We start from the raw sequence: 18,237 nt of genomic DNA, 5'->3' as shown, positions 1-18,237 counted from the left end.
GAGGTATGTACATATTCGATGCTGCTTCCATTCTTGAAGTAGACAGCCTTTGCATATCCAAAGTTGTCGTATTCCATGAATACAACGCCGTTGTTCACATCCGTCTCCATACCACCATTTGCATTGTAGGTGTACCTGGCAGGTAACTTGTTGTTTTGTGTGAAGTTTGTAGTGGTCATGTAAGTGATGTCGTTTGCTTTGTCTTCGACCTCACTTAGTTGATTTCCATTGTATGACATGTCTAAGTCGTCCAGGAAGGTGGTGGGCTCATGCTCGTCAGGGAAGCCAATGCGCTGTAAGCGAGTTATGTTTCCGTTGTCATCATAGCTCGCATATTCACTGAAGTCAGGCTCAGTCCATGCCAGTTCATTCTCATCATAGTTGATGTAATCAGCCGATGTCAGTCGATTCAACTTGTCGTAGTCAAACTTGTAACTGTAATCGTAATAAGGACCTGTGCAATATACTCTGCTTACATTGCCGTTGAAGAATTGATCAGTGTAATATAATCGTTCGTTGAAGTTGTCCGATGCAAGTCTCGTAGGCCAGTCGCGCACATTAAATTCCGTCTTTTGTACGACTGAGCCATGAGTTGTTGAGTAAATTCTTCCATAGTCATCATACTCAAAAGCGGCAGTTCGTTTCTTCGCCTCGTTTCCTCCGTTGGCGGAAGTAGTCACTTCAATAGATGTGAGAATGCCAGTTGCCGCATCATAGTTGTTGGTGGTTACACTCCGAAACACTTCTTTTGCACCCTTGTAGTCAAGGATGGTATGTGTGAGTACCTTGCCGGTAAAAGTATAAGAGAATTGCTCACGTCGGAGATGATTGTCCAACAACTTGGAATTCTTCTCCATGACACGCCCTTTCTGGTCGTAATACATTGCTGTCACGATGTCTGTTCCATCGCTTGCAAGTTGCGTTTGCACGCAGGCGAACGTGTTGCCTAACTCTTTTCTTTGGGCACTTGTTACGCCCATGACTCCAGAGTAAGCAAGCATGTTCCTTGCTTCCGCAGAAAGAGTATTGCCATTGTCGCTTATAAGGCTGTAGTCTCCGTCGTAATAGTTCCTTTGCTCGATGCCGTAGATGGCGTTTCCCTGATAGAGCGCCTGTGCCGTCATGCGCCCAAGGCCGTCGTAGGCATAGTGCCTTGACAAGCCCTTCTTGCGCATCTCTCCGTCCTGCATGGTAAGCAGACGGTCTGCGTCATCATAGGTATAACTGATTTTCTCACAGCCAGGGATGGTCTTCTCAACCATTCTTCCCCGGTTGTCGTATCGGTACTGGAAGGCAAACTTGTCCAAGTCTGCCTCCTGCTGGTACATTGGCTGAAGGACATAGCACAGTTTATAGCAGTCATTGTACACAAAGTAGGTGTCCACCGCCCCTTGTGCCATGACATGCCGCTCAAGCACCTTTTGTCCCAGCAAGTTGGTGTAGATGTCCGTTACGTTGTTGTCCTCGTCGGTGATGCGTTCCCAAGACAAGGCCGCTTCTAGGTAATAACCTTTTTGTACCAAGCTTCCATCATCCGAGACTGTGTATTTCTTGACACTGTTGGCCTTATTTGCCAAAAATTCATGTTTTTTTCCCTTGCCTCCCATGTCGCTGCCAGGAGTTGTGGCAAAAGTTGGGCGGTCGAGGGCATCATAAGTTATGGCGGACAATGCCTTTGAGTCATCATGCTTGTAAGAGATATTGGTCTGATAATCCAACCCAGTGGTAGGTACAGGCAGGAATTTCTTCCATTCGTTGCCTCTGTCATCGTAGATGGTGCGTGAGAGCAGAGTCTTGGATGGATTTTCTGGTTTTACTCCATTACTGACCACCTGCTCCTTGCGTCCCAGTCCATCGTAGTATTCGATGGTAGTCACGGAGTTCAGTCCTTGCTCGTCCAACATGGAGGATTTGATGACATAATTATGGACATCAGACTGCGCCTTGACATCTAGGGATGCCAAGGTGCAAAGTAATACTAATGTGGAAAGAATCTTATTGGTCATTTTTTACTAAACTAGATAATTAATAGTTCATTTTACCACTGATTGCAGCACCGGAGATATACCTATAAAGATATTTCCACAATGATTTTCCATTGCAGTCCTTTATCTCAGCCAGTCTTCCTGCTGTATCATAACTATAAGACATGACGTCTTTGTTAGGTTTGGTTTCAGAAGTCATGCCTACGCAAGGGATATAAGTAAATGTACGTTCGTGTGTCACGCTACCTCCAACCTTTCTTTCAAGGATAGGGTACTGCCGTGTTGTATCCCATGTGTAATAGGTTGTTATACCTTGCTGGTCTGTCAAATGTTCAATGCGTCCATTCTTATATCCGATGTCAAGCAGTGGAACATACAGATTATTAATCTCAGTCCCAGAATATTTGACAAAACTATTAAAGGCGCATGCCGATGCTCCAGGGGTGTAAGTATATATCTTATTTGGATAAAAGCTACCATCTTGGCAGCTATATGTCATCAGTCTGGCAGAGATGACTTTACCATTACGCTCCACTCGCTCCTCCACTGGGTAATCTAACATGTTCTTTTTTACCATATCTGCATAAATACCATTGTTTATGCTCGAAGGATATGAAGTATATATGCTATACTTATCATCGCTTCTACTTGTTGTCTGCGAGGTCATTCGTATATCGGAAGGGTTGTCGTAATTATAAGTTTGCAGATTGCTCATTCTTACCCCATTCGTCATAACTTCCGTATGAGCATGCGCCCTCAGCAGTTTGGCCTTCGGAGTAACATAATAATCTTTACATGATGAATAAGCAATATTGCTTATTAGATTGAAATCCTCATCAGAGAAATTTTCATGGAAATCATTTCTGTACTCACAACCTCTTACCGTATAGCTTGATTTATGAGAATTCATATCATAGTCGTAATAATCCGAAGACACGAGCTTGAATCCTGTATTTGTTTTTTCATATGTTTCTTTGGAACGAAGATAATCAGAAAACCATTTGTCGTAATTATGTAAATGGAAATCCCAAACATCTAATTCTGTCAGCACATCGTTACCTACTAGCTCTGGCAATTTATAGCTGTATATGGTTTTGTAGCAAGGTGCATCATTGGAATAGGTGTATTCCGTTACCATATCGTACATGACAGATGAGCCATTGTAATAGGTAAATGGAATAATTGGGCTACTGCTCAAGGTGCGGTATCTAGATTGGCTTTTACCAAGGTTTTGACGAATTAACTGATTGTCATAAATCTTGGTTTGGGTGCGCATGAAGTAGTTGATTCCATCTCGTAGGGGCGTAGTGCCAGTGCCGTCTTCCTTCTTTCCATATTTGAAGGTTCTTTTTAATTTGCATTCACCGTTTTCTATAATATTTATTTCTTTGATTCTTAATCCTCCCATTGTATAGATTCCGTCCTTTCCATCTAATTCTTCTGTGATTCTGAATACACTATTTTCTGTATTATAGAAACGGTCTTCTATTCTTGCCTTGTTTGCTTCCCACACGAATGTTTCCTTTGCACCCGTAGGATGCTCTATACCAGACAGCATACCACATTGCATATAGTATTCATCCGCATGTCTAACTTTCTTTATCCAGTTATCTGGGTCACCGCCTATGGTCAAACTGTCCCTAACAATTTCCATACTGGAGTTATACCTGTGGGTATATAATTTCATCTTTGGTACCAAAGATATATAATCATACAGATAGTCAGAATTGTTATAGCCCCAAAAATCATAGGCTCTTCCACCAGGACGGCATACCTCTCCTGTAGGGTTATAATTTAGATGGTAGGAAGATACAACCTTATTGTCTGTAGATAATTCTTTGATATTTGTAAGATAATATCTGTCACGTGACAACTCGTAATCTAATATAAAGTGCTTGACGGTTTGTCCTTTGTTGTTCATGAATGTGATACTGGATAAATTCTTATTATTATCAACAGTAAATGTAACCTTGTTACCTGAAAAAGAAATTTCTGAAAGGTGTTGATACTCATAACTGACGTTTGGATAGTAGCTTATTTTGTCAATAGCTCTTCCATCATCTACCAAATTATGATTGTCGTCCATTTGGTAACTTTTTGTTTGGTCATCAAAAGTCTGATAGATGACTGGCATTCTGAATAATTCCTCTGCATCTGGACTAGTTTCTAGGCAACTTGGTTGGATTTGGTCAAATTTCGTGCATCCAGCACTAGTGTTAAAAGGATTTGCTGGGATGTAATCGTCAACAACGACCATGTGATCCTCGTGTCTCTTTATGTTTACTCGTTGTACATTGTTATATTTGAAAGAAAAGCAATCGATGCCATTGGCTGCCGTTACAGCTGAAGCATGCCATGCAGTTTTATACGACAATGGGCTTATAGATTGGTCAACTCCACCACTATACGAATATTTAGTCCCCAGTGGGTCTGTTATGGTGGTGCTTTGCCCACTACCAGAAATATCCATATCGTCATAAGGTAGGCATATATACTTGCCTTTTCCTGCTTCATTTTGTCCGTACATAAACATACCTCCCCCTTCAAGCAAAGTGAAGTTGTATTCATCTGGCATGATGTCATCGGAGCATTGTATGTTGTTGTCCAGATATTTGCGCATCCAGTAATAGTCTGTTCTATCTTTGTAAAAATCGAAGTCTCCGTTAATGTCACAATGTCCTCTTAGATTTCTTGTTAGGATAGGTTCTGCATGGAGAGTCCAGTTTTGACCTACCCATCCACTAGGTTCATTTACCTTGATACCTGTGGAGTTGTAAGACAAGTATATCGGTAGGCTTAAGTCACCACATTCTATGTTGAATAAAGGAATGCGGATACCTACTGTTCCTGTACTATAATTTACGGAAGATAAGGCTACTTTTCTAATAGCACTCATTTCTGGTGTCTGAACATAATTTTTTGAGCCTAGTCCATCTATCCTAAGGTTGTAGTTCTGTGCCGAAAGAATATTGCAAAACAGTAACTGTATGCAAATGGACATGAGTATTGGGTACTTTTGTTTCATAATAGTATATTTTTTTACTTTAGATGGAACTTTTCGCTGTTAACTATGCCATTTACATTGACATATAGAATGTATTCACCACTAGGATAACCATAACAGTTGAAGCTAGCATTATGATTCTCACCGGCTTTGCCGCTATATGTCTTGTTTTGACATACCACTCCCATCGTATTAGTGATGATGAAATTAATGGTTGCATCACTCTTTGTAGAATAGGATATTAGAATAGAACAACCCATTTGTGAAACTTTATAATCCATAGGGATACGTGTTTCTTTCAGAGATACGACATTGTCCATGAGGTTGTTTGGAAGATAGCAATAGGCTGCTGATTGCGTCCCGATTTTTTTGCCATTTCCATAGCTTGTGCTTATGTGATATTCAAATATAGGGTAGCGGCATTCTTTGGCATACCATAGGTAATCCTCTGCAAGTTCTTGCTTGGTTGTCGCCGTGTCAACAAGGTTAGCGTCCATGCCTTCCAGCAAAATATTGTTGGAAGTAACGGTATGTACACGCAATACCTCTTTTATTATTTTATTGTCTGGTAGAATGATGCTGCCTTTCGCATCAGCTATAATAGTACGTGTTCCATGATGTGATAGTTGGTAAGTGTCACTGAAAGTTCCTTCGCCATAAAAGGACGAAGAGATGGAATCACTATAAGTGAAAGGGTAGAGCATTGCAATCTGCGGCTTCTTGTATGTTATTTCTTCTAGTTTTGAGCGAAAGGCATGTTTTAGAAGGCTATCTCCTGATAGAAGATAGTAGCTTTGCAGTCCTGCTTCAGAACAATGGAATCCCAAAGAATCGGAAGAAACCCGTATGGGAGAGTTTTCTTCTTTGAACGTACAATTGGAGAAATCCCATAAAATATGGTCTCCTTTTTTGCCGCAATATATACCTTCTATAACTTGACGTTCAATCTTGTCACCTATATGTGGCTTATTTTGTAGATCTGTTATTGACTGGGCAAATGTAGTGTATTGATAAAATGCTAAGCATACTATCATTACCAGCATTACCAGGAGCCTTTTATGAACCAGTACCACCATACGTTTTGTTATATTAGGTTGTTAAAATGTTTTTATTAAACTATGTTGCAAATATAGTATTTTTTCTATTTAATTACAAATTTTAAGCTAACAATTTGTAAAGTTTAACATGTTTTTAGCTCGCAAACTGTCAAGCCCCCGAACATTTCGCAATGTCCGGGGGCATCATCTTTACTCTTAAAACCTAAATTCTAACCTATAGCATGTGTCGCATAACACATCAAAACTTAAATCTACTAAACCATACTTTGTCTATAAATAAATGTATCTTGGTCAATATATGTATTTAAAGATACTATATATCTGCAACAATTTAAAATTTAATGAAGACTTGAAGCGACAATTATCGAGGGAGATTGAAAGCCTTAGTCATTTCAGCCATCTCCTCCTGACTCATTCCATCAGGCTCGAATCCCATGCACTTGGAATCAATGTAGATCTTAGCACTCTTAGAGAGTACATCAATCTGATCGAAAGCATCCATCACATCCAAACCCTTAGCAAAGACGCCATGTTTCTCCCACATTACTACATCATAATCCTCCAATTCCTTTAGAGTCTCTTCAGCCAATTTCAGACTGCCTGGCAACTGGTAAGGAACGATACCTAAACCGAGCGGACAGAAAGCCTTGGTCTCAGGAATCATACTCCAGAGCAAGTTGCTCAACACATCCTTGCCCATGAAAGCCTTGTTGTGGCTCATGGCAATCAACTCGATAGGATGAGTATGAACAGTAGCTTTATAGTTGCTTCCCTTCTCGATCAGACGAGCATGAACACTCAAGTGACTTGGAAGTTCAGAGGTAGGCATTACAGGATTATCTGCGATAATCACATAGCTGGCGCAATCGTCTAAGATACGGATGATAGAACCATTATCCATAGGACATCGAGCCAAGTCGCGCATACGCTTACCAGTACCCTTGCAGAAGAAATAACATCCCTTCAAGGCAGGCAAAGCAGTACCGATCTGCTTCACCTCACTGATGGCAGGCAAAACCTTGATTTCGTCATCCACCAAGTCGGTGATGTTGACAGTGATATTACCACCATTACGCTCAGCCCAACCATTCTGCCAGAGGTATCCAGCAACTTCTGCAATCTTCTCGACCTCCTTTTTCAAGGCAGGACGACCTTCTAAAATGCTACTCATTTTTAAATAATATATTTATTTGTTTTTAGTCTTATTTAAATTCGAGTGCAAAATTAAAGATTTCTCCGTTTTGCCTACCTTCGGTTTTGATATTTTGGCTATGAGTTTTGGCAAATACCATTTTTTGCTGTCATTACAGTCAGGAATTATAGTCACTTACTTTTTAGTAATGAATTCCCTATCTTGATACACATTTTTACTTTTCTGTACACAATAAAGATAAGATAAAGCATTCACCTGCGCTGCATCATCAGAGACCTTACTCAATCCCAAAACTTGACCAAATTCCTGATGGATTAATTTCTGTAATTCTACTGGTTTAAATGATTTTTTGAAATCATGCCCAATATTTATACGAAAAGATAATATTTCACCAGTACGTGGATGCACTGTCTTCTGAGAGGAAACACCAACCTTTCCCATGTCGTAAGACACTAAAAAAGGTACAGAGGCTGCATCGATTCCTGACTTGATGGAATTCAAATGAATTTTCAATTTAACTTTTGCCTTTGCCAAAGATTCGTTCCATGATAAAATTCCCTTCTGCAAAGCCTCTTTATACTTATTAGGAACCAAACTATCAACATAGACCATACAAGCACACTTCGGCTGTAGCCTCATCACCAGAGAATCATCAACAACCGTATAAGGATTCTGTGAATAATCCTTGAAATGAATAGTCTGAATATCCAGACCCTCAGTAGCTAAGCGTATAGGCATATCCTTCTCCGGTAAGAGTCGGAGACAGATACTCAAATATAAGGGTTTACTTCCATTCGGCAAAATAATAGCCATACTGTTGAATGCATACTGCTCTGACTCTGCCTCATGGTATCTGACCACCTTCAGCACAACTTCTTCTCTTCCAGAAGAGTTCCCCTTCTGCGGTGAAATAACTTGAACAGAATTCAACTTACTCATATCTGGGTCCAACGAACGAACATCCGGGTACTGTGAATAATTCACCCATTCTTTTTCACCCTTCACAACATCAGTAATATCAATAATCGGATTGCCATCTTGGGATATAGCGACTGCAGGATATTCCTCACCAGCAACAGGCACATTAGAAGCTCTGAATGCATCCCAGTATGTACTTTTCCTATCCATGATGCGCTCAGTGTAGAACGGTTGAAGAAACTCAACGGTCATCGAATCTGGTATGGACAAATGCACTACACCCAATGAATTGACAGAACGGTTGATCATACCAAAGCCATGATCTATCTGCCCACTTACCTCTATCTCACGACCGTTCCACTTTCTTGGGAATTCCATATAAACACGATTACCTTCCTGATAAACAGGAAAAGCGCCATCCGTCTTTTTCATATTTTCCGATAAGAATTCAGCAAATGGCTTAGGAACAACTGTTTGTTTTTCATCTCCCATAACCTGTAACAGGCTAAAAGAAGAGAATAAGAAAAACATAATTAAAAAGCTTTTATAATGTTTCATCATTTGATTATGAGTCAATATTAAATGATATTTATATCTTTTTCTGGTCTAAAATAGAAGACTGAATATGCGCCAGGATTACCAGTTCTTATAAGCAGTCTCCATCTTTTCCTTCATCGTTTTCACCTCAGTCAATAGCGTCTCCAATGTTTTGACAAGAATCTCATCCTTCTCTTTTGCCTTGGCTTTCTCTATTCGCTCCATTGCATAATCGAAATGCTGTTGTTGCTCTGATTTAAAATGTTTGATTTCCTTCTTTCTATCTACATGAAGATGTGACATGATTTTGGAATCAAAAAGCCAACCGGGAGGAGTTACCACATAATCTTGCAAGAATTTCAAGACTTTTTGTGTATATTCAGGGGTATCATAATGATTATCACCATAATAATAACCACCCAGATGTGCAAACACATGACCAGTCCAAAGGTTATAATGCTCTATCAAAGCCTTATACCGTCCTTCCATCACTTGCTTTTCCAAGTTCGTTTTCGGATTCCAGATATCAAGAGAACATAAGTATTTGAGATTTTCGATACCACAACTGTTGATAGCTACATGGTCATTACCCAAGTCTTCTTGTTGCGAACGGATATCCCGAGCATCATAGAAAGCTAATTCTGGACATTCCTTTTTCTTTTGCTCATACCATTTCCATCTGGCATTTTCTTGCTCTTCTGGTGTATTACCTTCAAACTCCCGATACCCCCATTCTATTGCCCAACGGTCGTATTCACCCAATTGAATACGGCGATTGCGAAGCGCTACATGATCACCCGGACGAAGAGCATAGTTGAAACGTACATAGTCCATAATAGAACTACCCATACCATGCTTGTCCAGATAATCATTATCACGGAGATTTTCTATAGAAGCATGGCTACTACCACTATGATTGTGCTCTAATCCCAAACTGTGCCCCACCTCATGGGTTATCACCATCTTCAAAAGTTCACATTGCAAAGACTCTGGCAAGATAATCTTACGAGCCTCTGGATCAACAGCACCGCATTGAGCAAAATACCAATTCTGTACGATATTCATCACACTGCTGAATACCCCAACATGACAACCATTGATTTCTCCGCTTCTTCCCTCACAGGGCGTAGGACCATAAGCATTACTCGTGCCCGATATCTTCCAGGAGATATAAGGATATCTGCTATCATACATACAGAAATCAGGATCTTCCTTCGGTGTAGGTGCCAAACGGGCATCAATGGCATTTTTAAAACCAGCCTGTTCAAACGCAGGACGCCATTCACGGACCGCCTCAATGATACACTTCTGATACATCTTCGGGAACTGCCGATCTACATAGAAGATGATAGGATGCACCGGTTCCACCAATTCTCCCCTGCGATACCGTTCTCTATCCTCAGGACGGATTTCCAATCGCCAACGTTTAATGACAGGAAGGCGACTTCGGATACCATCTGTAGAAAGCACAAACTTGTTGATTTCAAAAAACGATTTTCCGTCACCACGTTTCAAAGATATAGGCTGTTTAGGCATAAGACTGATACAGACTCCAGTTTCCCAAATGCCCTGATAATTCTGGATTGGCTTACCAGGAAGAGGCATCGCTAAATTACTGTAGGTGCGCGACATACGCAACAGAATACAATCATTCTTACCTTTCACATCGAGAATGCGGTCTTTATCCTTATTCCGCATACTGATCTTCATGTCGTAATAAGCAGGCTCCATGCCAAAGAGGGTAAAGTTCTTCAATGTATTTCCTATCTCTATAAGCGTATGCCCATTGCTTTCCTGTATGACAGGCAAACGCTTGTAGAGACGCTCCTGCGGAGTGAGCATCGCTATCTTGGAAAAAACACTTATAGAATCTGCCAGTATCCACTTATGCTGCGGATCCGTCATATACACCTCCCCATCTTGCTTACGAAGCGAAAAGAAAAGGGGACCGATGAGGTCACCTGCATAACCATACTTAGTTTCACTACTTCGGTTTGGATTTTCGGGAGCACTCAAAATGGTAGTAGTAACACTGTACTCACGGCCGAAAAGCGAATCAGGAATCGACCAGTACATCTTACCATCAGACTCAAAAGTATCAAACATTCCTTTTGTCAACTTCGCATCAGCAGGAAGAGTACCAACAAACGGATTCTGCCCGCTCGCTATGAGCGAACAGGCAGAACTAAATACTATAGATAATAATATTCTTATTTTCATCATGGATTATTCTCAGTCATTAGGATTATCTCAAAACAAATCTTGAGATTATTCATAATTATAAGAGATATCTACAATCTTGCCAAATCTATTATTTGCATCCTGGAAAATGTAAGAAGCATTTTCACTCCTATCTACATCACCCGCAATAGTCAGTTTCAATTCGCCCAGCAAGCCCTGACCTGCAGAAGTATTGATACCGAATCCGAGAATCATGCCATTACCATTTTCTGCATCCTCAGGGTCGCGGAATTTCAGGCAAGCAATCTTGGCATTAGCATCAGCGTCATAACTGTAGATTTTCTCAATCTTCTGACGCTCCATATCTATACGATACACGCTATTACCTGCAGCCATGAAAATGAAGTGAGCAGAATATGCTTGAGAAGCTGCAAATTTGGCAGTTTTCAAATCGATGGAAGGATCCATATCGATTGTATATTTTCCTGCACAAAGCGGATCATCCGCATTACTGAAACGGAAAACAGTAATCTGTGAAGCCCCTTCACTTGCCATAACGGCATAAGCATAGTTACCATTATCTCCACCACGCAAAATATCAAGTATCTGCAGAGACGCATCTACATTGCTTGGATCAAAGGCATAATTGCCGTCGGCATCCTCAGACAAATCACGGAACACCAATGGCTTTTTGTCCTTCCATTGAGAACCCCTACGATAATACTGAGAGTAGTAGTAAGATGTGCCGAAATAATCCATCATAGAAGAAAAAGCACTACCGATGCGGAAGCGATGAGTTGCAGGATTATATGCCAGGACATAATTACTGAAAGTAGCAGAACATGTAGGTAGAAATGCTACTTGTTCTTCCTCACCATCGGAATTAACCTGCTTATCATAAACGGAATAAGGAACACACCAACCGTCATCGTATGCGAAATAAGCCTTTTTGTCCGTCACAAACATCTCACCCTTCTTGTCCATTTTATAATAAGACAAATTGACTGGTACATTGTTAAGTGCATTCTCAAACAGAATTTTATTAGTACCATACTTCATGGTGAGTGTACTTGGAGAATATGTTGCAATATTCTTATCCGTGGCAATTGTCAGGTTGGCAAACTTCGTTCCACCCATAGAACCATAACCATAATTACCCTTGGCAGCAATAGCCAATGGCTTACCCTCAAGAGCAAAAGATTCACCAGTTTCTGACTTAAACACATCAGCATAGGCAAAGAAGCCATCTGGATTACCCTCAATAGCTCCTACAATGCCCTTCTGATCGGCATCTTCCTGAAGCACAAACCAAGCAGGATTCAAAGGCTTGACTACAGCAACCTTGCCCAACTGATACCATTTCTGACCTGAGGTCTTATCGGTAACAATGAGCATCATACCAATACTCTCTGGATTATTTGGTTCTACTACTACCTGACAAATCTTTCCTATAGAATAATCCGTATAGTCAGCAAAACGCATAGAACCAATCTTAGCATCCGGCTTCAATTTTTTCCATTCAAAAGTAAGATTGTCCTCATTCTCGGCAAGAGTTTGTGTCAACTCAGGCGTCAACGTAACCGTTGCAGGGTTCTCCTTTGGCATGCGGATTTTTGCCTCAGGGATTTCCACCTTCATATCATTCACTGCATGATAATCATAGTTACCCTTGTCATCATAGCAGCTCTGGACAAGCGTCATAGACACCAGGCCCAGAATATATAAATATATTTTTTTCATGATTTACTCTTTTTTTTTATTCTTCTTCATCTGGGAAGATATCGTTACCATTTTCATCAAGTATTGGACCATGCTCCGCTTTATAAGCCTTATAGGCTGCATCCAGTTGCTGGAGGGCAGCATTAGCCTCATCATAATCGTATGCATCACCTTCAGGAGTAATGAAAGAATCAAGTGTTCTTCCCCATACGTCCATCATATAGCAATACTTGATAGGACTGAAATCACCTAACCAATACCAGTCGCTCCATGTCTTAGGCTCTGTAATATCCCAAACGTAGTTGACCTCTACCGAATTATCCTCTACAAATCCTTTTTCAAACTGATGGTTTGGATTAGTAAGATCAAATTCCAGATTACAACCATAGGTTTTTCTACCTGTCTTATAGGCAGGACGCTTAACCTTGAAATATACATACTGGCATACAGTATCAAGAGCCGAATAAGTATATTTGTCATCCAACTGAATGTCAAGCGTATTTGCATAGGCACTGTTATCTGTCTTCTTGATGCAGAAATCACGATTAGCAGTAAGCAAATCACCCATAATTCTCACACGTACACTATCACGGCGATAAGGGTCTGTTTTCATCTTCACATAGTCGCTATCGCGCAATTCACTATAAATTGTACGATAGTCGAAGTTGATGCGAGCTTCCTGACTGTACATGTCAATTTCTTCTTTCGAACAACTGGTAAGACTCAAGAACAGTGCCAGCGCCGACATATAAAACAATATTTTTTTCATATTTTTCAATCTTCTTATTTTGTAGTATTATTGCCAAAGATCTTTTCATTGTCTGGCAATGGCATCTGATATTCTTTACTGGTCATATTGGCTACACCACAACCATAGTAGGTGGTATAGTGATGAGCTTTCAGGAAGAAGAACAACTGACCTTCAGCATAGTACTCCTTGCGATATTCTTTCATGATTTCATTGATACGACGAGTCTGCTGTTTGTTTTCTTCAGAAGTAACATCCTTATCATCATAACCCAATGTATGAATTTCATCGCTATATGGAATACCGCGTGAAAGTCTGACTGTATTCAGAGCCTCAGCACTCGTTTCAGCATTTGCTGCACACTCAGCAATGATATAGTACATCTCCGGTAAACGAATCAATGGAATTGCATCTGCACCGCTATATAAATATGTATCGGCCAAAGGAGCCTGATTATACTTCAGACAGAATGCATACTGATGGCTCTCGTCCCAGTTGAATGCTACAACATTCTGGCGCCAGTCAGAAGTGATACCTTCATACACCTTAGTAAACATATCTGCAGTCATACCATAACGCTGCTGTACACTTGTATTTTCCATATCCATACTGTTGCTGATAAGCGTATTGTTCAACTGATTTACAGAGAGACCGAAAATCTGCTCACCATAACGGATGGAATTGTAATTGGATGCTGTCTGACTCTTATACAGAGTAAAGTACTTGTTGGCATTGATAACCTCCTGAGCATACTGGACTGCAAGATCGTTCTGACCAGAATAGCAATATACACGAGCCATCATTGCCTTGACAGCATAAAGATTCATACGAAACTCACGGTTTGAAAGGAAATCTGTACGCTGATCTATAGCTGTATGAAAATCACATGGATCATTATCTTTCAAGAGAGTCTCTGCAGCCTTCAGGTCTTCCAAGATTTTCTCTACCACCTGATTAGCAGGCAAAACCGGTGTCGGTTCTTTATCGTATGTAGTCTTATATGGAATAGCTGCATCTGTTGGATGCTCACTATAAATAGGACCGAAAAGACGCAAGAGATCAAAATAGATGAAAGCACGCAAACCCAATGCTTCTCCCTTGATACACTCATAGTAATGTGGGGTCTTCAATACATCTCGATGGGTCTCAATATTCTGCAGCAAATTATTCAGGTTTGCCACTACATTATACATTTCGAGATAGAGATTATCCTTCTTACTCAAAAACTGGTTGGTATAATCGAATACAATAGCCTGGTTGTACACGCTATTTGTATTATAACCAGGATAATCACAGTACAGACCTGCCAATTCATCCAGATAACCATATTTCATGTCACCTGCATAAAGATTAGCAGTACCCAACTTCAGGTAAGCGCCCGTAAGGATATCCTTGAATCCTGACTCCGACTCAAACATCTTGTCGGCAGGGATTCTGTCCTTTGGTGATACATCAAGCCAATCATTGCAGGAAGTCAAACCTCCCATCAAGACTGCGAACACCAATATATAGAAATATTTCTTCATAATTATATTCGTAATTTATTGATTAGAATGCTACGTTCAGTGAGAAAGTAAATTGGCGGGAGAATGGATAGTCGAGACCACGCTCACGCTTTACCGATGAGAGGTAAAAGAGGTCTTCCATGGTGAAGCCCAACTTAGCAGATGTCAACCCCCAGTTTTTGAGGAACTTGGTATTCTTGGTATCTGCACGATAGTAGAATGAAAGGGTGCTGCCCTGGAATACATTCTCATCCATCACAAAACGGGAGGTTGCCTTGGTACCCTGACCATGTGGGTTGAGTGCACGGAACTGGGAATGGTCACCAGGCTTCTGCCAGCGCAACTGTGTCACACGACGGTCGGCATTGTAAACCAAATCGGCATTCTCTACCTTGTCAACCAAAGTCTGGTTATATACCTGTCCTCCAAACTTATAATGGAAACTTACATCCATTCCCCATCCCATATAAGTAAAGGATGAGTTGATATAACCCTGCCATGTAGGCTCTGTATTACCCATTGGTACGGCATCCACACCACTATAGTTGGAAGCACTTGTCAATTCTCCATTACGCTTTACGAGAACTTCATCGCCAGACGCTGGGTCTATACCGAGAGAAGGAACAACCCAAATACTGGACATAGAATAACCTTCCTCATAACGTGGTAAAGGACTGTCCGTCAGTTTCTTAGTACTCAACTCGTTAATATGGCGCATAGCCTCTGAAATTTCTACGAGTTTATCCTTGTTGTGAGAACCATTTACGGTAATTGTCCAATAAGACTGCTTAGCTGCATTACGGTATGGGATTCCTGAGAGACTGATTTCCCATCCCTTATTCTCTATCTTACCTACGTTCTCTGGATAACTGGTGAAACCGACAGATGGAGCCAATGTCACATTGGTCACCAAGTTGTTAGTTACCTTGTTATAGTGTTCGATTCTTGCTGTGATACGATGATCGAGGAAACCCAACTCCAATGCAAGGTTGGTATTCTTGGTTGTCTGCCACTTCAGATTCTCATTATGCATCGCCATGATGTCTGCACCTGTACCATCAGAAGACAGATAAGGCAGAAGCAATGAATAGTTATAGTAGCTATGAGCCTGATATGGTGAGAAGCCCTGCGCACCAGTTGTACCATAAGTACCACGGATAACAAAGTCAGAAAGCCATGGAATATCCTTGAAGAAAGCCTCCTTCTTTACATCATAACGAAGACCGGCAGACCAGAATGGTGCCCATCTATTGTTGGTACCAAACTCAGAAGAACCATCCAGACGGACATTGAAATCTACAGAATATTTATAAAGATAAGAATAACCGGCACTGAGCACCCAACCGATAGAGCGACTTGTATTCTCGCTTCCCGTCACCTTATCATTGTATTTCTTACCGAAGAGCAGGTCATCCATATTATCATTTGGGAAACCAGTCACATAAGTTCCATAAGAATCAGTACTGTTCTCAAGAATACTCATGCGGGCATTGGTAGTAATGTAATGATCCTTAATCTGCTTATTCCAACTGGCAGTCAAATCCACGCCCCAATTGACAGCCTCATTCTGTGTACGGCGATAATCACCTTTCAATGTCGGATCTGTAATTCCATCAAAAGCAGTATGCTGTGCAGGACGGAACACGTCATGATGTCCCACACTCTTAGAGAGTGAGAAAGCACCTTCAAAACGAAGTTCATTGGTAGGATTGTATTCTACTTTGAACAATTCACGCACAGAGAAGTTCTTGCTCTTATCCTTGCTGTGGAAAGTTGTGTTATAAAGTGGATTAGGATAAGAGGCGGTAGCAGAGTTGGTGGCAGAGAAATCATCAAGCATCTTCTTCATGTTACCATTCTCGTCGTATGGAGTCAGATATGGATTCAATTTTGTGTATTCGCTAAAACTTCCATAGTTAGACTCATTAGCAGTAGAATTTTCGAGAGTGATACTGTTTTTCAACAATACCTTCTTCATGCGATACTGGAAGTCGAGCATACCGGTAAGTACATCACGACCACTATTTTTCATCACACCAGGTGAGTTATTGTAACCAACATACATACGATAACGCAAAGCCTCATCACCACCCTCCAAGGTTACAGTATGACGCTGCTGTACGGATGTACGCAATGGCTTGCTGAGCCAATATGTATCTACACCAGAGAGAACGTTTTTAAGTTTAGACTGGTAGAGATTCCATCTATCAATCGTTTCACCACCATCAGTATAGACTCCAGCCTTATATTCTGCATCCAGTTTCTCACGAGCATTCATCAGATTATAGCCTGTCAGGTCTGGTGCCTCGATGCGCATCTCACCACCATATGTAACCCAAATTTTACCTGGTTTAGGAGTTTTACTTTCGATTACAATAACTCCATTTGCTGCTCTGGAACCATAGATAGCAGTAGCAGCAGCATCTTTCAAGACAACAATCGATGCGACACGATCAGGGTCGAGGTCAGAAAGAGTCTGTACGGAGATTTCAAATCCGTCCATGATAAGAAGCGGCTGATTGGCATAAGTCTCATATTCTCCCTGTACAGCCTGTACATCAGAAGATGTCGTACTCAAATCCATACTGGCACCACCACGCATACGCATATCAGGAAGACTGTTAGGATTTGAACCAGCCAGATTATTCTCCATGATATTCAAACCTGGAGCCATTGCTGCTATAGACTTCGCAATATTGTTTGTACTGAATTTCTTGAGATCTTCTCCCTTGATAGTTACTGCCGAACCCGTAAAACCTTCTTTTTTACGGTTGAACATACCAGTAACCACCACATCATCAAGGTGCTTACTGTCTGATTGCAGCGTTACCTTCATGTTAGCAGAAGGGGTTGCAAAAGTCGTTACCAAACCGATATAAGAGATTTTCAACTTGCTATTAGCTGGGACGTTTGACAACTGGAAACATCCGTTTTCATCTGTTATAGCTTGTGCCTGTCCACCTCCTACCATAATGCTGGCGCCTATAACAGGCATACCATCTTCGGCAGAGATTACGACTCCTTTTACAGTAGAGAGGATTGTACCTCCACTCAACTCTTTTGCATGTTGGTTTGTTCCTGTTTGCTGTGCCCTGGCATACTGCGCAGAACCCACAACAGAGAGCATGGCCAAAGTTGCAATCATCATGTGATTTTTTCTCATGAACCTTGTCTTTAATAAATTATACTCGTTGATATGTTATTATTTTCTCGTTGACTTATGAAAGTGACCAATAGATTTTTCTCAGTGCAAAGGTAATATTTTTTAGGAGAAATCAAGCAGAAATTCCAAAAAAAATAAATATTTAAATAAAATTAATAAAAATCGTCTACATTATTCGGTCTTTAAGAATACACAAACAAGTTATTTGCTATATCGAAACAGGTCTGACTTATACTGATATAGATAGACACATTTATGGTTAATTA

General features: G+C 40.8%; 10 protein-coding genes. All 10 read right to left on the bottom strand.

What is annotated here, in order from left to right:
* Positions 1–2,006 (bottom strand): DUF6443 domain-containing protein (locus tag DW917_RS13335; protein WP_233524742.1); only part of this gene is annotated, 2,006 nt, incomplete at its 3' end.
* 19 nt (positions 2,007–2,025) lie between these two features.
* Complete coding sequence (locus DW917_RS13330) at positions 2,026–4,881, bottom strand: hypothetical protein (RefSeq protein WP_147344192.1); 2,856 nt, start codon at positions 4,879–4,881, stop codon at positions 2,026–2,028.
* A gap of 143 nt (positions 4,882–5,024) precedes the next feature.
* Complete coding sequence (locus tag DW917_RS13325) at positions 5,025–6,032, bottom strand: hypothetical protein (protein ID WP_147344191.1); 1,008 nt, start codon at positions 6,030–6,032, stop codon at positions 5,025–5,027.
* 376 nt (positions 6,033–6,408) lie between these two features.
* Complete coding sequence (gene rhaD, locus DW917_RS13320) at positions 6,409–7,218, bottom strand: rhamnulose-1-phosphate aldolase (RefSeq protein ID WP_118119488.1); 810 nt, start codon at positions 7,216–7,218, stop codon at positions 6,409–6,411.
* A gap of 156 nt (positions 7,219–7,374) precedes the next feature.
* The gene (locus tag DW917_RS13315) at positions 7,375–8,610 is read right to left on the bottom strand and encodes a DUF5118 domain-containing protein (RefSeq protein WP_255415338.1); all 1,236 of its coding nucleotides are present in this window, start codon (positions 8,608–8,610) and stop codon (positions 7,375–7,377) included.
* Positions 8,611–8,754: 144 nt separating this feature from the next.
* Positions 8,755–10,878 carry a zinc-dependent metalloprotease gene (locus DW917_RS13310; protein WP_118119484.1) on the bottom strand — a complete coding sequence of 708 codons (2,124 nt, stop codon included), beginning with the start codon at positions 10,876–10,878 and terminating at the stop codon, positions 8,755–8,757.
* Positions 10,879–10,923: 45 nt separating this feature from the next.
* A complete protein-coding gene (locus DW917_RS13305) occupies positions 10,924–12,576 on the bottom strand; it encodes a PKD-like family lipoprotein (RefSeq protein WP_118119481.1) in 1,653 nt (550 codons plus the stop codon).
* Positions 12,577–12,592: 16 nt separating this feature from the next.
* A complete protein-coding gene (locus DW917_RS13300) occupies positions 12,593–13,324 on the bottom strand; it encodes a DUF4843 domain-containing protein (protein ID WP_118119479.1) in 732 nt (243 codons plus the stop codon).
* Between the two features lie 14 nt (positions 13,325–13,338).
* Complete coding sequence (locus tag DW917_RS13295; protein WP_118119477.1) at positions 13,339–14,829, bottom strand: RagB/SusD family nutrient uptake outer membrane protein; 1,491 nt, start codon at positions 14,827–14,829, stop codon at positions 13,339–13,341.
* A gap of 22 nt (positions 14,830–14,851) precedes the next feature.
* Complete coding sequence (locus tag DW917_RS13290) at positions 14,852–17,971, bottom strand: SusC/RagA family TonB-linked outer membrane protein (RefSeq protein ID WP_118119475.1); 3,120 nt, start codon at positions 17,969–17,971, stop codon at positions 14,852–14,854.
* Positions 17,972–18,237 lie beyond the last annotated feature (266 nt).

It is taken from the genome of Prevotella sp. AM42-24, assembly GCF_003461825.1.
Taxonomy (GTDB): Bacteria; Bacteroidota; Bacteroidia; order Bacteroidales; family Bacteroidaceae; genus Prevotella; species Prevotella hominis.
The sequence above is the reverse complement of the archived record's forward strand: the minus strand, read 5'-3'. Positions and strand labels throughout refer to the sequence as shown.